The organism is Pseudoalteromonas sp. 78C3, from assembly GCF_002836695.1.
Lineage (GTDB): Bacteria > Pseudomonadota > Gammaproteobacteria > Enterobacterales > Alteromonadaceae > Pseudoalteromonas > Pseudoalteromonas arctica.
On the sequence record NZ_PJAV01000177.1, the window covers coordinates 19700 to 39374 of the forward strand.

Genomic DNA, 19675 nt, shown 5'->3' on the forward strand with positions numbered 1-19675 from the left:
AAGTTAGTTTACCACCACGTTATAACCCTCTTTTTTTAAAGCGGAAATAGCATTTTCTGCAGTGTGTTTTTTTATGAGAATATAATCAGTATCGTAGGTTGAGATTGAAAAGATAGAAATTTTAGCGCGCGCTAATACGCCTGAAATATTAGCCATAATTCCGGTTAACGAAAAGCCAAGTGGACCTACAACCTCTAAAGCTTGCCAGTCGGGTTCGGTATCCAGGCTTTTTACTTCAAAATCGCTTGGGCATACAATTGAAAGTTCATCATGGGTTTTAGAAATAAAAAACAAAGATTGCTTTAAAAGTGCCGCAGGTATGTCGGCATCTACATCTAAACTGTGTATAGATAAAATGGTGCTGTGTAATTGTAATGTTTGTTTTGACATTAAAAGCCTGCGAACAGCAATATTGATAGCTTTATAGTATAGATTATTGGCTTTAAATTAAAGGTGTAACAACGACTAACTCAGCAGTAAATAAGTAGATAAAAGAAGGAAGTAAAAACTTACCCACAATTTCTGTGGATAAGTATGGGGGTTGCAGGGTATAAATAACCTAACTAGTTAATTATTAAATAATTAATAGCTAGGCTATAAAAAGCACACGTTACGTTTAATGAGTAATTAGCGGTTCTGCTTGAGCTGCCTGAATGGCAGTTAAGGCGATTGTATACACAATATCATCAACTAATGCACCACGGCTTAAATCGTTTACAGGTTTACGCATACCTTGCAGCATAGGGCCAATACTTATCAAGTCGGCACTACGTTGTACTGCTTTATACGTGGTATTACCCGTATTTAAATCTGGGAATATAAATACGGTCGCTTTACCGGCTACAGGGCTGTTAGGTGCTTTTTTAAGTGCTACGTTTTCCATTATAGCGGCATCGTATTGTAGTGGGCCGTCGATAATTAAATCTGGACGTTTTTGTTTTGCTATTTTTGTGGCTTCACGTACTTTTTCAACATCGGCACCTGTACCAGAAGTGCCCGTGCTGTAGCTGATCATGGCAACACGCGGCTCTATGCCAAATGCAGCTGCAGAGTCGGCAGATTGAATCGCTATGTCTGCAAGTTGTTCAGCATTAGGGTCTGGGTTAATCGCACAATCACCGTAAACTAACACTTGGTCAGGCAGTAGCATAAAAAATACAGATGATACTAGTGATGACCCTGGCGCTGTTTTAATTAATTGCAGTGGTGGGCGAATTGTATTTGCCGTAGTGTTTACCGCGCCCGATACTAAACCGTCTACTTTACCTTGCTCAAGCATCATTGTACCCAGTACGACGTTATCTTGTAGTTGCTCTTGTGCTACTACGGCAGTTAGGCCTTTGCTTTTACGAATTTCGACCATAGGCGCAATATAATCATTAATAATGCTTTGAGGCTCGATAATACTTACATGTTCGTTTAGCTCAATACCTTGCTGCTGTGCAATGCGCATTATTTCTTCGCGATCGCCTAGTAATATAGTTTTAGCAATTCCGCGTTGACCACAAATAGCAGCCGCTTTAATTGTACGAGGTTCATTACCTTCTGGTAGAACCACGGTTTTACCTGCTTTACGCGCTTTAGTGGTAAGTAAGTAACGAAATGCGGGTGGTGATAACTTACGAGTTTTACCTACACTTTTAGCTAGAGTATCTAGCCAGCTTGAATTGATATGCTCTGCGTTGTGATCTTTTACTTTTTCAATACGTTGGTCATCATCATTTGGTACTTCCATATTAAAGTTGTGCAGTAGTAATGATGTACGCCACGTGTCTGCATCGGTTGCGAGTATTGGCAAACCGGTTTGCATGGCTTGCTCACACAAGGCCATAATACGTGGCTCTGGCTCAAAACCACCGGTGAGTAATATAGCACCAAGTTTAGTGCCGTTCATAGCAGATAAGCACGCAGCAACAAGTATGTCAGAGCGATCGCCCGGTGTTACTAATAAAGCGCCTGGCGTAAAATAATTTAAAATATTTGAAACCGTACGAGCACAAAAAGTAATACGGCGCAGACGACGATGAAGCATATCGCCTTCGTTAATAATCGTGGCTTTTAAGTATGCGCTTAAGTCTTTTACGCGCGGCGCTACTAAGTCAAAATCCCACGGGATTGCACCAAGTAACATAAACGGATTTTTTTTAAAAATAGGTAGGGATGCTAAACGATTTAACTCGTTCTCAAGCTCTTCAGGTTTATAGGCATCGACTAAATCGGCGCGTGCACGACCTTCTTCATCAAGTGGCGCATTTACTTTATTAAAAATACAGCCCAGTACGCGAGGGTGATCGATACCACCATAGTTACCTGCTGCGATTTCAAGGCGGTCTTCTATTTGAGTAATGGTGTAATTACCAGGGGTAAGTACAAATACAATTTCGGCGCCGAGTGTTTGCGCAATTTCGCGGTTTACACGCCCAGCATAAGGTTGGCGACGAGTAGGTACCATACCTTCAATAATAGCGACTTCGTCGTCGTTTATTTTACTTTCAAAGCGTTCAACAATTTCCTCTAGTAGGTCATCACCTTTACCGTCGCCAATCATTTGCTCAGCATAATCAAGTGCAAAAGGCATTGGTGGGTTAATAGGTGAGCCTTGAGTAACTATTTGCGTTGATTTTTCAGGGCCTGTTTCACCAGAACGTGGCTGAGCTATTGGTTTAAAAAAGTTAACTTTAACTGTTTTTTGTTCAAGTGCACGCACTAAACCAACTGATACCGACGTTAAACCCACACCGGTAGAAACAGGAATTAACATAATACGACGTGCCATATTAAAGCTCCTTTACAATATTTGCAGCATCAAGGGCAATAACCCATTCTTCATTAGTTGGCATTACAACTGCTTTGATGTGTGAATTTTTACAGCTAATAACGCCTTCTTGACCAAAGCGCGCATTAAGGTTGGCTTGCGGATTACAATTAATGCCTAAAAAGGCAAGTTGTGTAATTACTTTTTCACGAATAATATCTGAGTTTTCACCAATACCACCAGTAAAAATCACAGCATCAAGGCGCTGTAATGGCACCATATACGCTGCAATTTGTTTTGAAAGTCGGTAGCAAAACATCTCAATTGCGAGTATCGCTTTTTTATTACCGACCATAGCGGCTTCTTCAATGGTACGGCAATCGTTAGAAAGCTCGCTAATACCTAGCAAGCCACTTTTTTGATTTAGTAGGTTATCTATTTGCTGGGCTGTGTAATCAAGTTGAGTGGTTAAAAAGTTAAATAAACCAGGGTCAATATCGCCGCTACGTGTGCCCATTATCAGCCCCTCTAGAGGCGTTAGTCCCATGCTGGTATCAACACTCTTACCATTTTTAATAGCGCATACAGAACAACCGTTACCTAAGTGGGCACTAATAAAATTGCTTTGCTCGATAGGTTGCTTTAGCAGCTTTGCTGTTTGCCCTGCAACATAAAAATGACTTGTGCCGTGAAAACCATAACGCCTAACACCAAACTCGGTGTACAACTTATATGGAAGAGCGTAAAGAAAGGCAACTTCATTCATAGTTTGGTGAAATGCAGTATCAAACACCGCGACTTGTGGCAAACCTTCAAACGATGCCTGCGCCGATGATATACCTAGTAAATTAGCGTGCCCATGAAGCGGCGCAAGCGTTGCAGACTGTGTAATGCCTGCAATTACTTTTTCGTCAATCAATACGGATTGCGTAAAGTGCTCGCCGCCATGTACAACACGATGGCCCACTGCGATAAGTTGCTCGTCTAAGTTGTGATCTTTTATTAAGCTTACAAGCGTATTTATAGCCTCAGCATGTGCTTGATTAGCCGCTAAGTCGATAACTGTTTTAGTACCATTAAATTTGTATTTAATAGAGGGTGTTTTAGCGCCTAAGCGTTCAGCAAGGCCTGAAATAATTTCGTGACCATCGTTTGCATCAATAATGGCAAACTTTAAGCTAGAGCTACCACAATTTAAAACTAAAACGTGTTGTGATTCAGGAGGGGTTGTTGGCATAGATTCAATTTCCATAAACAAATTTAGTAAGTAAACGTTAATACGTAATCGTTACACTTACGGTATTAAATAAAGCTAAAACAATTGAATGTTCAATTGCAAAGTAGTTAACGCAATGTTAATTACTTTACCTTAATTAAGATGTTTAAGTTAGGATTGTTCGTCATTAAAAGGTAAATTTAAGCTGTTTTACTGAGAAAGTGTAACTCTTTCATTTTGTGTTACACTTTGCGTATAGCTCGTTTTTCCATTGTATTTAAAAGCAGTATCTGTGAGGAGTCATGATGCAAAAAAGTGTGATGTCACAACTACAAACTGGCCGTTTGTATGGTAAAAAATGGCCAATGCGCAAAGAGCTTGCGCCCTTATTTTTAGAGTTTAGAGTAATTAGAGCGACTGAGCTTGCCATTACAGTAATGCCAATATTAGCCATGCTAACATTGTTTTTTCAGCTAAATTACTTGGGTTCTGATTTTTTACCGCAAGCCATTGCAAGTGCATTATTTTTTATATCGCTACCATTACAAGGTTTATTTTGGTTGGGTAAGCGAGCGCAAACGCCTTTAGAGCCTGCGATGCAAAAATGGTATAACGAGCTGTACACTAAAATGGCAGCTAATGGATATCAAACGCAGTTAAGTGAAAACAAGCCCCGTTATATGGAGCTTGCCAATTTACTTAAAGATATGTTTGATAAAATGGACAGGGCGTTTACTAAAGAGCAGTTTTAGAGAGTTACATCATTATCTATTTTGGTAAACTGAGTAATATAAAACGATAAGGTGACAGTGTGTTCACCTTTTTCTTCGAGTGCTGTCCAGTGCTCGGGTCTAAATTTCCATGCAAATGGCGTCATCATTATTAAGTTTTTAATATCAGTAAAGCTAAGCGCTACATGCTCTGTTAAAAGGATCTGCTCTGATTTTTGAAATCCTTTTGGAGTGGCTATTTCAGTATGTTCGTTTACTTCTGAATATATATAAGATTTTAGCTCTTTTAAATGACAAGGTCCTGGGCTTGCAACCACTAATGTTGCGTTTTGATTTGCTAGGCGTTCAAGCTCTTGCTCAAACAAAGGTGCAAATACACTTACAAGTACATCAGCAAATTGGCTTTTAAAGGGCGCTTGGCTGATTGATGCCACACTAAATTGGCAATTAGGGTAGCGCTTAGCTGCATATTTAACCGCTGATTTTGAAATATCGACGCCGAATACAACAGCATTTGTTTTATTCGCTATTGCTTGGGTATAAAACCCTTCACCGCATCCTAAATCAATAATAGTTTTTGCACTTATATTACTGATTATATCACTAAGGCTTTGCTGTAAAAAACGATAATACCCACGCTCTAAAAATGCACGTCTGGCTTGTACCATTTCAAGTGAATCACCCGGTTGTTTTGAATTTTTCTGTTGCACAGGCAGTAAATTAACATAGCCTTCTTTAGCAAAATCAAAGCTGTGGTTGTTAGCACAACGAAGTGTTGAATCAGTTTTCAAAAGTGCTAGGTTACACAGCGGGCATTGATATTCAAGACTCATGAGCCTAGGTAGTCCTTATCGTAAAAAGTTTTTACCCAATGCGGGCGATAGGTGATCATAATTGTTATAGCCATGCCGTTGAGCATTGCTTCAGGAAACCAAATTATGGCACTTAAATAAACGTAGTTATCTGCAAGTTCTTGCCAATTGTATTGCCCTATAGCTAAGTAAAATAAAGCACCTAGGCTTATTTTTATACAGGCTATAAATCCTGCGGTTATAAACGCACAAACAAATATATAAACAAAAAAATGACGAGGTAAATATTGGTAACTAATTATAAAGCCAAGATAGCTCAATAAAATAGGAATAAACGCACCAATAAGCAGTTGTACTGGTAACAGCTCAAGTTCAATTTGACCAAAGGCAGCGAGTAGGGCTGTGGCAAGTAGGCTACTTAAAATAGTCAATCGCCAGCCTAAAATTAATGTAGCAGCCGTAACACCTAGGATGTGTAAATCAAGGCCAGTTAAAATGCCAGCCTTTATTCGCCAAAGCACTGCAAACACTAACGCACACGCAAGTACGCTAGTTTGACGGACGGGCGTACTAAGCAATGTTTTATATGTTTTTTTATCAAAGCTTAATAGAGCAATAATAATTACAAGAGCCCAAAGTAGCCCCTGTATTGTTAGGCTTAGCATAATAATTACTTAAATGTTGACCATATAGGGGCATGATCTGACGGTTTTTCAATACCGCGAAGTTCGTAATCAATACCTGTATCTATGCAGCGTGCTGCAAGCTCATTGGTTGCAAGCACTACATCTATACGAAGTCCTCGATTATCTACAAACCCTTTAGAGCGATAGTCAAACCACGAGTATTGATCGTCTGTTTCGGGGTTTTGCTCTCTAAAGGTGTCTTTAAAACCCCAATTAAGTAATGTTGCAAGCCATTCACGCTCTACCGGTTGAAAAGAACATTTACCCGTTTTTAACCAACGTTTAGCATTTACGTCGCCAATACCAATATCTAAATCGGTAGGTGATATGTTGATATCACCCATAACGATGACGTCTTGATCGGGTGTGTGATTGGTTTCAAGGTGTGTCATTAAATCTTTATAAAATTGACGTTTATAAGGGAATTTAGTTTCGTGATTAATATTATCACCTTGTGGGAAATAGCCATTCATGACAGTAAGGTCGCGACCGTTTTCTTGTTCAACAGTGACGCTTATCATGCGTTTTTGCGATTCATCTGTATCGGTGGCAAAACCTTTTAAGACCGATTTAGGCTCTTTTTTGCATAACATAGCTACGCCATAATGCGCTTTTTGACCATGAAAGTAGACGTGATATCCCATTTTTTGTACATCTTCTAATGGGAATGCTTCGTCGTGAACTTTAATCTCTTGCAAGCCAATAACGTCTGGTTGATGTTTGTCGATAATTGCTTGTAATTGGTGAAGACGAGCACGCAGACCATTGATATTGAAAGAAATCACTTTCATAAAATTTACCTTAAAATTGGTTCTATTTAATAGATTAAATTGTATCAGTAAATACGCGTACATAACATGACTGAATTGAGATAATAGCTGCGCAAATGTTGATCAAATGATGGGTAAAGTTTAAACATTGTGAATACAATATTAATTATTTAAATAAATAAAAAATTCAATTGAACTTAACTTTATTGAATATATAATGCGCGAAATTCACTTTTTTAGCTCGTTCAAATAGGATCTCTCATGAAAACTCAACTACTTTTAGCCACTGCTTTACTAGCATCTGCAACTGCGTCAGCTCAAAGCAATACTTACTTTAGCCAAGATAACAAAATTGAGTCTAAGTTATGTGTACTAAGTGCAAACGAAGGCTTTAGCGTTGCTCGTAAAGAAGCTGCCCAGCACGGTGTTTACCTATCTCGTTTTTCTAAAAGCATTTTATGTAATGGTGAAGATATTCGTGATATTGCTAAAAAAACGACATTAAGCAACGCATCAGTTGAGAAAGTAGAAGTATTTGCAAAAGACGCCCAACAAGAAACTCAATTATGTATGACGGCTTTAAAACAAGGTTTAGCACCTGTTCGTCAAAAAATTGGTAACCTAAACTCATTAAAATGTAATGGTCAAAACGTTACTGAGTTTGTTAAACGCTACCAAAACGCAGCAATCTAATTGTTAGCTTAACTATATAAGTAAAATTGAAATGCCTGGTTTTTACCGGGTATTTTTTTGCAAAAATTACAAGGTTGTTTGCAAAGCTTGCAAGCTTAACTTATTGAAACTGTTTAATAAATATACCGACCGAGATTAAGTTATTGATTATTATAAGTTAACTATTATTGGCATTGGATTTGTATTAGTTAAAGTGACATTTAATTAATTACGAAGGATACGTCTTATGAAAAAGTTAACATTAGCAGCCACTATTTTAGCATCATTAAGCCTAGCGGCTTGTTCATCTAATCAAGGTCTTGAAAGAATAGACAGTGACTTTGCAAGTTTAGATAATGATAGCGATGGCTACATCTCAAAAGTTGAAGCTGATGACGATAGCATTTGGGGCCATTTTTCAAATATTGATACCAATATGGATAACGAAATTAGCCGCAAAGAATTTAACACTTATATGAAGCTTAATAATGGCAAAGTAGCCACTGATTCTGAAGTAAGTGAGTCGGCATTTAAAGCTGAAATTGCTAAATTCGATAAAATTGAAAGCAGTTTTTCAAGCTTAGATAACGACAGCAATGGCTATATCTCGGTAGTTGAAGGTAACGATGATGATATTTCAAATCATTTTGGTTACATGGATAAAAACCAAGATAAGCGCATCAGTAAAAGCGAGTTTATGGGTTACATTAAAAAATACGGTAACGCAGTAGCTGAAGATGATGCATTAGAAGCTTTTAAAAGTAACTAATAGTTACCATTTTAGTAAGTAAGATTAAAGCCAGTGCTAGTCACTGGCTTTTTTGTGTTTTAAATTTAGTTATTTGATAGATATATTTTCCTAGTTTGGTGTTGTTCTGTCATAATAGATGGCTGTGTATTTTTATTTGTTAAGAGTGTGTATGGCGGGTCGGCGAATTAGTGATGAACAACTAGTTGAGATCATTGAAGCAGCTATTTTTGTTGCAGATAAGCCTGTTAGTAAACGCCACCTCAAAGACATCGTATTAATAGATTTAGCTATTTCTATGGCACGAATAAATGACGCAATAGATACAATACAAGAACATTTTCAAACTCGTGGTATTCGCTTAGTTGAAGTGGGTAGTGGGTATCGGTTTCAGGCATGCAGTAGTTTAAGCCCTTGGTTAAATAACTTGTGGCAAGAACGCGCACCAAAATACTCGCGTGCTTTACTGGAAACATTATCACTTATTGCATACAGGCAGCCCATTACACGCGGCGAAATTGAGCAAGTAAGAGGTGTTACTACGGGTTCGAATATTATTAAAACCTTACTCGAAAGAGAGTGGGTTAAAGTGGTAGGGCATAAAGAGGTTCCGGGAAAGCCGGCTTTATATGCAACTACTAAGCAATTTTTAGATTATTTTTCGTTAACTGGACTTGAAAATTTACCTGCGTTGCCAACAGAGCAGCAAAGTAAAATTAACCAGTTATTGAGCGATCCTTCTGTGAGAGAACCATCCGAATGAGTATTATACAAGGTGAAAAGTTACAAAAAGTCTTAGCCCGTGCAGGCGTAGGCTCACGCCGTGAAATGGAAAAATACATTGACGCAAACCGCGTTAGTGTAAACGGTAAAGTGGCAAAGTTAGGTGACCGTGTTGAAGAAACCGATTTGATTCGTGTTGACGGACACAGTGTAAAAATCGAAGAAAAAGCAGACCGAATCTGTCGTGTGATTATGTATAACAAACCAGAAGGTGAGTTAAGCACACGTAAAGATCCTGAAGGGCGTCGTACTGTATTTGACCGACTTCCTCGTATTGATGGCGATCGCTGGATTGCGGTTGGTCGATTAGACGTCAATACATCGGGTTTAATGCTTTTTACAAACGATGGTGAACTAGCAAACCGTTTAATGCACCCAAGCTATGAAGTAGAGCGTGAATACTCTGCACGTGTATTTGGTGAAGTAACCAATGAAACGGTTAAAAACTTACTACGTGGTGTTGAGCTTGAAGATGGTCCAGCCAAATTCACGACTGTAACCCCTATGGGTGGCGAAGGCGTTAACCGTTGGTTTAACGTAACGTTAAATGAAGGGCGTAACCGTGAAGTTCGTCGTTTATGGCAGTCTCAAGATGCGGAAGTATCTCGTCTTATTCGTATTCGTTACGGTAAACTAGAGCTTGATAAGCGCGTGCCACAAGGTGGTTGGATGGAGTATGATTTAGAAACAGTAAACTACTTGCGTAAAACCGTTAAATTAGGCCGCGAAACACAAACTAAGCTTTCTGTTATGCCTGAAAAACGCAAAGATAAACGCGCTAAAATCAACCAAATTCGTAAAGCAGTTAAAAAACACAATCAGCGTGTTAAGCCGACTAAACGTAAATAATCAATTAGTTATTTATTGAACACAAAAAAGCCGCTAATTGCGGCTTTTTTAATGTGTTGTTTAAATTATTTAAACTCTAAATTACTTTTTTACTTGAGCATCTAACGATTCGCCATTCACTTCACTAGAATCGTCACTCATTAGATATAAATATGTAGGCATTAAATCCTCTGGTGTAGCAAGTGCGTCTCTATCTTCACCTGGATATGCAGCAGCTCGCATTGAAGTACGAGTAGCGCCTGGGTTAATACAGTTTACACGAATATTCGTTTTGCCTACTTCACATGCCCATGTTTGCATCATACCTTCTACTGCAAATTTTGAGATGGCATAAGGCCCCCAAAATTCACGACCTTTGCGGCCTACACCTGATGATGTAAATACGATCGATGCATTATCAGACTTACGAAGAACAGGAAAAAGTGCTTTAGTGATCATTGCTTGTGCAGTCACGTTTACTTTCATTATGTTTTCGAACGTAGATGAGCAAAAATGTTCAAGCGGACCGAGTGACCCTAAAATACCTGCATTATTAAGCAACCCGTCAAGGCGTCCAAACTGATATTCGATTGTTGCAGCAAGGTCACGGTAGTTTTGCTTCGTTGCGCCTTTTAAATCCATAGGGACTATTGCAGGTTTAGGGTAGCCAGCATTAACAATTTCATCGTAAACACATTCAAGTTTATTAGTTGTTTTTCCTAATAATATAACTGTAGCGCCGTATTTTGCATACGTAATTGCTGCAACTCGGCCAATACCATCACCGGCGCCTGTTATTAAAATAACTTTATCTTTAAGTGCGTTTTCAGCTGCTTGATATGTGTGCATAAAAGTACCAATTCATATAATTTTTTTGATTTTAACATAGCGAAACGTGAAGTAATCGAATTTATTGTAAAATTAGGTGGCGAAAATAGAAACTTTACGTTAAGTTTAACTGGTCTAATGTCTCATTAATAACCTGATTACATTGTTTTAACTTAATACACTGATTAAACACACTATAAAAATAAAATACGTGCGGAGCCAACAATATGAAAAAAATGCTACTTTCACTCTCGGTTACAGCTGCTTTAGCAGGTTGTGGCGGTGGAGAAACGTTAACAGATGTCAAAAACGACACAGCACCAGTTATCCCAACAGCAACAGTTACATTTGATCCAGCAGCAGGTATCTTATCGGTACCTAATGATTTATTAATGAGTGGAACTCAAGACGGTACACTTAATATTCCTGGTGAATTAGATGACAACAATGTGTCTATTTCGCGCGCAGCTTATGCAAACCCTCAACTTGCACTAGGTGCACTTGATGGTTGGTCTTCGCAGGTTCCTTATAAAATCGATTTAACATTCCCACCAAATGTGAGTTTAGATGAAGCGTCTGCTGGGACCCCTGGTACAGTAAGAATTTTTGAAGTTGTAATGGGTGCAAGTTTAACTGATGCAGAATGTTCAGTTGTAGCTGCCGGTACTGCTTGTAAATTGATCGGTGAGCTTACTTTTGGTGTTGACTTTGTAACTCAAGCTTCAGGTGATGGCGTTGCAATTATTCCTTTAAAACCATTTACGGCAGGTAGCTCATACATCAATGTATTAACTACTGGTCTTAAAGATTCATTAGGGCGCTCTATTGAGCCTTCTTCTACTTATGGGCTGGTTAAACAAGAAGCACCATTAATTACAGAAGCTCAACTTGGTTTGCAGGGTGCTGTTAACAGTTACGAAAATGTAGTTGTAAGCTCGGGAGATATCGCAAAAGAAGATATTATTTTTTCTAGTGCGATGACTATTCAATCAGCAGGCCCTGTACTTGGGACAATTAAAAAGTTACTAGCTGCAAGCTTGCAACAGCCTGCGTTACCAACTCCTGCGCTTCAAGTTCCTGAACAGCCTATGGTAAATGTACAACAAGTATTTGCTTCTCAGGGTGTAGAAGTCTCTGCTGCTTTCTCTGGTGTGCAATATCAAAAAGGTAGCATTATGTTACCGATGTATTTAGGTACGCCAACGGGTACAGATATTAGTGATTTAAGTGATACATATTGGCAAGGTATGTGTGATAACGCGGTGGCAATAATTGGTTATAAGGCCGTTGCAGGCGATGCATTTCCGACAGATCCTATTAGTGAAAATGATGGTTTATGTTCTGCATTAAGTGACGGACAATTACGTGACTTAGGACTAGACAGCACACGTCATTTAACAAAATACAACTCAATTCCAAAAGTACAAAGCATGGCAAATGTGCCAGTGCAAGTTACTAAACCTATTTTACCGATAATTAATGGTGTCCGTGCACAGTTACAATTAGATCCTATCGCAATGCCTGAAGGTGGATGGCCTGTTGTGATTATGCAGCACGGTATTACAACACAAAAAGAAAGTATGCTTGCTTTAACTGCGCAGCTTTCTATTCAAGGCTTTGCAACGGTTGCTATTGACCATCCAAGACATGGTGAGCGCGGAATAGATGTTGATGGTGATGGAACAGACGACTTTAATGCAACAACGGGTTCTGTGCTTAGTTACATGAACTTAAGTTCATTACTTGTTGCACGTGATAGCTTACGTCAATCGGCTGCTGATTTATTAGGCCTTCGTTTAGGCTTAAACTTTATTAACGATACAACTATTAATAGTAAAGACGTTACCTACATTGGGCATTCGCTAGGTTCTATTGTTGCGCCAGCATTTATTGCTCAAGCTAATACGCCAATGGCAGAAACGCTTGATCCGCTATTTAATGTAAACACGGTAGCTCTTGCAAGTGGTGGTGGCGGTATAGCAAGCTTCTTACTTGAATCTGCTGCGTTTGGTCCATTTATTCAAGGTTCAGTACTTTCACAAGCTGGTACAACAGAAGCTGATGAATTTACTGCATACTTACAAGGAGATGCAGTTTCTAACTGTGGCTCATTAATACCAGACATGGAAGCTTACTTGACATGTGGTTACAACGAATATATTGCATCACTTACCACTGCGGGTGAAACGACTAAACTTACTAACATTCAAGGTGTATTTACACAGTTTGCTTTTGCGGCGCAAACAGCGCTAGATAGTGGTGATCCAACGAACTACGCAGCCACTGTGAAAGCATTAGGTACTCCTGTTTATACTAATGTTGTTGTGGGTGATGGTGTTGATAACAAGCCTGACCAAGTGATACCACCAATGGCAGCTAATAATCCTATTTCTGGCACAATTCCATTAGCTAACTTGATGGGTCTTGAGACAGTAAGTTCTTCGCAATCATTGAGTGAAACACCAGCAAGCTACTTAGTTAAATTTACTAAAGGGCATCATGGTTCTATATTAACTCCAGCTCAAGATGCTGCAAAGGCTGCAACTGTTGAAGGCAGTGCTGCCGCTAATGCGGAAATGCAGTTGCAAGTAGCTACTTACTTAGCTGCTCGCGGACGGATGTTATTAGTTTCCAACCCTGAGGTTGTGACTGATTAATAACCAGTAAAATAATTAACCTTTAAAAGCCACTGAAAAGTGGCTTTTTTTTGCTTTAAAGCATGCTAAATTAGCTGAAATTTATAAATGGAGAAACCAGTTGGAATTTTTATACGAATACGGTTTGTTTTTTGCTAAAACAATTACTTTTGTTATCGCTATAGCAGTTATTTTAATGCTAATAGTTGGCGCTGCAGTTAAGCCAAAGGCCAAAAAAGGTGAAATACAAATTGACGATATATCAGAGCAGCTAGTTGAACTTAAAGAAAGTTTTTTACAAAATACGTTGGGTAAAAAAGAGCTTAAAGCGCATCAAAAACAACTTAAATCAAAGAGTAAAAAAGCAGATAAAGATGAGCCTAAACCTCGTTTATATGTAATTGACTTTGTGGGTAGTATGGACGCTCACGAAGTAGAAAGCTTACGAGAAGAAATAACGGCTATTATCTCTATTGCCGATCCAAGTAAAGACAAAGTACTTATTCGTTTAGAAAGTGGTGGCGGTGTTGTACATGGCTACGGACTTGCTGCATCTCAGTTACAGCGTATTAAAAGTGCGGGTATTCCTCTAAGTGTTGCAATTGATAAAGTGGCAGCAAGTGGTGGTTACATGATGGCGTGTGTCGCGGACGAGATACTTGCAGCGCCTTTTGCAATAGTTGGATCTATTGGTGTGATAGCTCAAATACCTAACTTTAATAAAATATTAAAGAAAAATGATGTTGAATTTGAGCAAATAACAGCAGGTGAATTTAAACGCACACTTACTTTATTTGGTGAAAACACAGATAAGGCCCGTGAAAAATTTCGTGAAGAAATTGAACAAACACATGATTTATTTAAAACGTTTGTAAGCACTCAACGTCCAAGCTTAGATATAAGCTTAGTTGCGACAGGTGAGCATTGGTTTGCAACTCAAGCGATTGATAAAGGCTTGGTAGATGTTATAAAAACAAGTGATGATGCATTGCTAGAGCAGCAACATGAGCGCCAAATTTATAAGATTAAATACAAAGTTAAAAAAGGGTTGAGCGATAAGCTAGCTCTTGGCTTGAGTAGTGGTGTAAATAAAGTGGGAATAAACTTACTTTCTAAGTTTAAGTCGTTAAATCCTTAGATTAGAATCTTTTTCAGGATTCAGTTTAATTATTTTTACTCGAAAAAAAACCTTGATGGATTGCATCAAGGTTTTTTTATAGCTATATAAATGTAGCTTATGAATCAATAGATTTATGATAATCTTCTAAGTCTTTAGCTGCATTAGGGTCGTTAAAGATGCTCTCATCTAGCTCACCTTCAGACTTGGCAACAACACAGGTAACCATACAATCGCCGGTTACATTAACTGCTGTACGTGTCATATCAAGTAATCTATCTACACCGATAATAATTGCAATCCCTTCTACAGGTAAGCCAACTTGGTTAAGTACCATTGCCAGCATTATTAAACCAACACCAGGTACGCCTGCTGTACCTACAGAGGCAAGTGTTGCTGTTAATATAACCATTAAATAATCAGATATTGTCAAATCGACACTAAACACTTGTGCAATGAACACGGTAGCCACACCTTGCATGATGGCAGTGCCATCCATGTTAATGGTAGCACCCAGTGGGATAGTAAATGAGGCAACCGAGTTATTAGCACCTAACTTTTTAGTAGCAGTTTCAAGTGTAATAGGCATAGTTGCGCTTGAGCTCGAGGTACTAAATGCAAATAAGCATGTGTGCTTCATTTTTGCTAAGAAAATAAGCGGGTTTAAGCCCGTTAATATTTTTAAAAGCAATGTGTAGTTTACAAAAGCATGTAATAACAGTGCAAGCACTACAACGCCAAAGTACTTCGCTAAGCTCACAATTAAGTTAAGCTCAATTGTTGTAAACAGTTTTGCCATTAAAAAGAACACACCATAAGGGGCAATATTCATTAAAAGCGTAACTAGTTTTAAAATCACAGTGTTTAAATCTTCAAATACGGTAGCAACACGTTTTCCTGCTTTACCACTTAATGCCATTGCTACACCAAATAAAAGCGCAAACACAATAACTTGAAGCATATTGCCTTTGGCCATTGCTTCAAAAGGATTTGTAGGAAACATGTCTATAATTACACGTGCAAGGGTAGGTGCTTCTTTAGCATCGTAGGTTGCATTAGATGGCAAGCTTATACCTTCACCAGGGCTAAATAATAAGGCAAGTGTAATCGCCACTGTTATAGCAATAGCTGTAGTTAATAAATATAAACCAATAGATTTACCACCTAGGCGGCCTAGTTTTTTAGGGTCGCTTAAGCTACAGGTACCACAAACAAGCGATACAAAAACAAGAGGCACAACTAACATTTTCAAGCTGGCAATGAATATTTGACCACCGACATGGAAAATACCATCAACAAAAAAGGCTTTAATTGGCAAAGAGAATAACCCAAGTGGTATTAGATAATCGTCTTCACCAGCTAATATAGCCTGAAATATAAAACCTACTGCAACCCCAAGCGCCATACCAATCATGATGCGAGTGGTTAAACTCATTGAACGGATTTTTGACATATTTCCTGATCTACATTTTATAAATTTGCCATAGACTACCAGCAAGGAAATATTTACTACAGAAAAAGTTAGTATTTATTTAAAAATATTTTGCACAAAAAAGTAATAAAAAACTGTGATTTTAGACTAAGTTATAGGTTAATATTAAGTGTAAATTAATTTTAATTATAATAACAACGCTAGGGAGAGGTTCATGCCTTTAATGCGACTGCTCGGCATTTCATTGCTAAGTTTTTTACTCACAGCCTGTGGTGGCGGTGGGTCACTTGAAAAAGACGGTTCTATAAGTGATGGTGATTCCACTACAGAGGCTGCTACATACTCGGTTTCATTAAATGGGTATTCTCAAACAGACGCAACAGAGTCAAATTCTGTTACCGCTACCTCCTCTTTAGATTTACGCGCAATTCTTACTCAAGACGGGGTAATTGTTGCGGGTAAGCGCATTACGTTTACATTAGAAGATGAGATTGGTGAACTGTCTCCATCAAGTGCATTAACCCAGAACGATGGTATTGCAACCGTTGAACTTACAGCCGGTGCTCAAGCCGGTGCTGGAGAAGTAACCGCTACTTATACAGTCGATGGTGAATCTTATACAAGTACTTTTGCTTTTCAATCAAGCGGTGGGCAGGGTGATGATACTGGTGTTAGTGGGTCAACAACTCTAACAGTAAATATTGTCGATGAAAATGGTGCTAAGTATTCGGATACAAATCCGGTTACAACTGACAACTTAGGCACGGTTACAGCGACTTTAAAAAATGATGGAGTTGCACTTAGCGAGCAACTTGTTACATTTACTACAAACTTCACAGGTAAAATAACGCCAGACTTAGGAACTGCAATTACAAACTCAGCGGGTGAGGCAAAAGTGACTCTCTCTAGTGGTAGTTTTAAAGGCGCAGGTCAAGTTGTTGCAACTTATAATCCTACGAACTCAACAGAAGTGAGTAATACAGCTGTATTTTATTCATCAGGTGATTCTGCACCAGTTGATTTGGCACAATTCTCTATATCAGTAAAGCTCTTAACAGGCTGTAACGCAGGCTGGGACGATAATCGTTCTAGTGTAAAACTTGACCCTACACAAGCAGCATCGAGTTGTACGGTAGCTAATACAATCTCTTCATCAGAACTAGGTGAATTATTTGTTGAAGTCATTGATGAGCAAAGTGGTGAAGGTAGTAAAAATTCGCTTGTTAATATTTCAACAAATTTAGGTTCTGTTCTCCCTTCATCTGGGACAGCCCTTACCGATAACTTTGGTATTGCTTTACTAAAATTGCAGCCTGGAAATACTGGTGGCGCAGGTACTGTGACTGTAACGTCTGTAGGTGAAAGTAATTCAACTAATTTTGCTGTAGGTATTGCTGATTTAACCCTAGAGGTTGATAACGGGCTTAATAAAGATACTTCAGGAAATGTTATTCCTTTAAAAGCAGGTGGTAGTACCGTTATTGAAGTAACACTTTTAGATGAAGATGGTAATTTATACTTAACTCCAACAGATGTTGAGTTCAGCTCAACTTGTGTAATTAGTGGCGACTCAGTAATTGATGCATCAGTAAAATCATCAAGTGGTATCGCAACATCAACATACCGAGCTACAGGTTGTAGTATTGATGATGATATTAATATCACGGTTGAGACAGGTGGTAAAAACTTTACTGCTACTACGATTATTCCTGTGGAAACATCAGCGGTACAATCAATACAGTTTGTTGATGTCAGCGAAACATTTATTGCATTACCTCCAGGTGAAGGCGGCGCCCCGACTCAATCGATTGTTAGATTTAAGCTAATAGATGCGGATGGCCTTGCATCCACGCAGCAACGTATTGATTTCAAGTTAACAGATTCAGTGGGTGCAGCTAAACTGTCGCTTAGAACAAGTGATACAAATAATGAAGGCTTTGTTCAAACAACGGTTGAATCTGGCATAGTGCCTGGTCCATTAGTGGTAAAAGCGTGTTTTATTTCTAAAGAAGATGTTAATAATTTACCTGAAGGTGATGACTTAACATGTTGGGTTGATGATGTAGAACTGTGTACATCAGAACCAAACAATGAAATTTGTCCAGACGGAACACTTACTTTAGTACCATTGAGCGAGCAGATAAGTTCTGTATCGGCTCAATTAACACTGGCTTCGGGCGTAACAGACCAAAACAGTTTTGATGCAAGCCCAAATACGTTTAATACTAACTCACTTAATTATAACGGTGTTTTAAATGATATTACGGTATATTTTGGTGACCAATTTAATAATTATAACGGTGACGGTGTAGAAGCAACTATTTTAGCTGAAGCTGGTGTTATTGGCTCATCTAGCAATGAAGTTACTTGTAAAACTGACGATGCTACCTGTGTTGTAACCTGGCGCTCTCAAGGGGACCGTCCATTTTATGATTATAAGTGGGGTAACCGAATTGGCGATATTGATGGGGACGCAACAACTACTGAAGGTATTAATCCAAAAACAGGTATTATAAATTGTGACCCATATTTTGGTATTGCAGCTCCTTGTATAAATGGTATTACACGCGCTAAAAATAATGCTGATGGTGTTGTTATGGGAGGGCGTGTAAGTGTTCTCGCTGTCACTAAAGGACAAGAGAACTTTGTAGATGAGCAAACTACTGATGATGTTAAACGCACCAATGGCTTGTTTGATATTGGTGAATATTATACTAGTTACGATTTACCTGAAGCATTTATAGATCACAATGAAAATGCTGCCTTCGATAAAGCAAACTGTAGTGATGCAGATGCTTCAAATTATGACCCGTCTACGGATGAATGTTCTGAGTTAATTTCACGAGGTGGTCATAATGAAACATGGCGAGACCTAGATAATGACGGTATTTATGACTTTGCAGATGGTAAATATAATGGCTTATTATGTAGCGAAGCCGCTGAAAATGCAGGTGAGTGTTCTCGAGAGCTAATTGAGGTGCGTAAACAAATTGAATTGGTTATGTCTGGAGATAACCCATATGTTCGTTTTTCTGTGCTGAAAACAACGGATATTCTTGATGCGCCGTATCCTGTTTACGTACCAGCAGATTGCTCAAGCTCTATTGTTGCTTCTCTGGAAGGTTCTGATGTGCTAGAACGTTGTGATGCTGAATCTATTAATCTATCTACGGTTAACGTTATTATTGATAACCCAGATTATGATGATACGGATCCAGATGAAACAGATCCTGAAACACTTACTATTGATATAGGTCTAAGTGGTATTACAGTTCGTATTCACTACACAGATGAGTTTGGTAATCCACTACCAGCGGGTACAACTGTATCTATAGCCTCTACAAATGGTGACTTATCTATTATCGAAAATAACGCTATTATTCCAAGTACGAATACGGATAAACCAATGTATTCAGATGTTCGTATTTCTCGTGAAGCGGATGGTAATGATAAATTTGACGGTGTACTTTCAATAACATTTGAGTTTACTACTCAGGCTGGTGGCACTAAAACAGTCTCCAAAGGAATCGAAATTTACGATAGTAAATAAGGCTTTATTTTAAAAATGCCAACCTTTAGGTTGGCATTTTTGTTTCTGTTCTATATATTCCACATCAATTAATCTAAAAACACTAGTTTGTTTAATTTAACGACAAAAATT

Annotated in this window: 16 protein-coding genes; 8 read left to right on the forward strand and 8 right to left on the reverse strand. The window is 38.5% G+C overall.

Annotated features, from left to right (window positions below; all coding sequences use genetic code 11):
* Nucleotides 1–3: 3 nt before the first annotated feature.
* The 3 genes from CXF76_RS20175 to CXF76_RS20185 form a co-directional block, all read right to left on the reverse strand.
* Complete coding sequence (locus tag CXF76_RS20175; RefSeq protein ID WP_007582563.1) at nt 4–390, reverse strand: ACT domain-containing protein; 387 nt, start codon at nt 388–390, stop codon at nt 4–6.
* 226 nt (nt 391–616) lie between these two features.
* Nucleotides 617–2776: a phosphate acetyltransferase gene (gene pta, locus CXF76_RS20180; RefSeq protein WP_101164478.1), complete on the reverse strand. Its 2160-nt coding sequence runs from the start codon at nt 2774–2776 to the stop codon at nt 617–619.
* Nucleotide 2777: 1 nt separating this feature from the next.
* Nucleotides 2778–3992, reverse strand: coding sequence for an acetate kinase (locus CXF76_RS20185; protein ID WP_101164479.1), 1215 nt, complete (start codon nt 3990–3992; stop codon nt 2778–2780).
* Between the two features lie 284 nt (nt 3993–4276).
* On the opposite strand from CXF76_RS20185, the gene yfbV reads away from it, so the two are divergent.
* The gene (gene yfbV, locus CXF76_RS20190; protein ID WP_007582569.1) at nt 4277–4723 is read left to right on the forward strand and encodes a terminus macrodomain insulation protein YfbV; all 447 of its coding nucleotides are present in this window, start codon (nt 4277–4279) and stop codon (nt 4721–4723) included.
* Here the strand turns inward: yfbV and CXF76_RS20195 are convergent.
* The 3 genes from CXF76_RS20195 to xthA are packed head-to-tail and all read right to left on the reverse strand — an operon-like array spanning nt 4720 to nt 6991.
* Nucleotides 4720–5535: a putative RNA methyltransferase gene (locus CXF76_RS20195; RefSeq protein ID WP_024608131.1), complete on the reverse strand. Its 816-nt coding sequence runs from the start codon at nt 5533–5535 to the stop codon at nt 4720–4722. The genes yfbV and CXF76_RS20195 overlap by 4 nt on opposite strands.
* Nucleotides 5532–6179 (reverse strand): energy-coupling factor ABC transporter permease, encoded by a 648-nt coding sequence (locus CXF76_RS20200; protein WP_024590447.1) that lies wholly within the window; start codon nt 6177–6179, stop codon nt 5532–5534. The genes CXF76_RS20195 and CXF76_RS20200 overlap by 4 nt, the downstream gene beginning before the upstream one ends.
* Nucleotides 6180–6184: 5 nt before the next feature.
* The gene (xthA, locus tag CXF76_RS20205) at nt 6185–6991 is read right to left on the reverse strand and encodes an exodeoxyribonuclease III (protein ID WP_010554249.1); all 807 of its coding nucleotides are present in this window, start codon (nt 6989–6991) and stop codon (nt 6185–6187) included.
* A 240-nt stretch (nt 6992–7231) separates the two neighbouring features.
* On the opposite strand from xthA, the gene CXF76_RS20210 reads away from it, so the two are divergent.
* The 4 genes from CXF76_RS20210 (at nt 7232) to rluB (ending at nt 10022) form a co-directional block, all read left to right on the forward strand.
* Entirely contained in the window at nt 7232–7663 is a 432-nt protein-coding gene (locus tag CXF76_RS20210; protein ID WP_007582577.1) for a hypothetical protein, read from the forward strand.
* 226 nt (nt 7664–7889) lie between these two features.
* On the forward strand, nt 7890–8411 hold the full coding sequence (locus CXF76_RS20215; protein WP_007582579.1) for an EF-hand domain-containing protein: 522 nt from the start codon (nt 7890–7892) through the stop codon (nt 8409–8411).
* Between the two features lie 151 nt (nt 8412–8562).
* A complete protein-coding gene (gene scpB / locus CXF76_RS20220; protein ID WP_024590449.1) occupies nt 8563–9153 on the forward strand; it encodes an SMC-Scp complex subunit ScpB in 591 nt (196 codons plus the stop codon).
* The gene (gene rluB, locus CXF76_RS20225) at nt 9150–10022 is read left to right on the forward strand and encodes a 23S rRNA pseudouridine(2605) synthase RluB (RefSeq protein WP_007582584.1); all 873 of its coding nucleotides are present in this window, start codon (nt 9150–9152) and stop codon (nt 10020–10022) included. The genes scpB and rluB overlap by 4 nt, the downstream gene beginning before the upstream one ends.
* 81 nt (nt 10023–10103) lie before the next feature.
* Here the strand turns inward: rluB and CXF76_RS20230 are convergent, their stop codons facing one another.
* Nucleotides 10104–10850 carry a YciK family oxidoreductase gene (locus CXF76_RS20230; protein ID WP_007375386.1) on the reverse strand — a complete coding sequence of 249 codons (747 nt, stop codon included), beginning with the start codon at nt 10848–10850 and terminating at the stop codon, nt 10104–10106.
* A gap of 206 nt (nt 10851–11056) precedes the next feature.
* Here CXF76_RS20230 and CXF76_RS20235 point away from each other — a divergent pair, with 206 nt between their 5' ends.
* Together CXF76_RS20235 and sohB are read left to right on the forward strand one after the other, a co-directional pair.
* Nucleotides 11057–13486 carry a VolA/Pla-1 family phospholipase gene (locus tag CXF76_RS20235; RefSeq protein WP_024590093.1) on the forward strand — a complete coding sequence of 810 codons (2430 nt, stop codon included), beginning with the start codon at nt 11057–11059 and terminating at the stop codon, nt 13484–13486.
* 100 nt (nt 13487–13586) lie between these two features.
* The gene (gene sohB, locus CXF76_RS20240; protein ID WP_024590094.1) at nt 13587–14603 is read left to right on the forward strand and encodes a protease SohB; all 1017 of its coding nucleotides are present in this window, start codon (nt 13587–13589) and stop codon (nt 14601–14603) included.
* Between the two features lie 97 nt (nt 14604–14700).
* Here sohB and CXF76_RS20245 read toward each other — a convergent pair whose 3' ends face one another.
* Nucleotides 14701–16035 (reverse strand): dicarboxylate/amino acid:cation symporter, encoded by a 1335-nt coding sequence (locus tag CXF76_RS20245; protein ID WP_024590095.1) that lies wholly within the window; start codon nt 16033–16035, stop codon nt 14701–14703.
* A 193-nt stretch (nt 16036–16228) separates the two neighbouring features.
* Between CXF76_RS20245 and CXF76_RS20250 the strand changes: the two genes are divergently transcribed.
* Nucleotides 16229–19564 carry a hypothetical protein gene (locus tag CXF76_RS20250; RefSeq protein WP_024590096.1) on the forward strand — a complete coding sequence of 1112 codons (3336 nt, stop codon included), beginning with the start codon at nt 16229–16231 and terminating at the stop codon, nt 19562–19564.
* Nucleotides 19565–19675 lie beyond the last annotated feature (111 nt).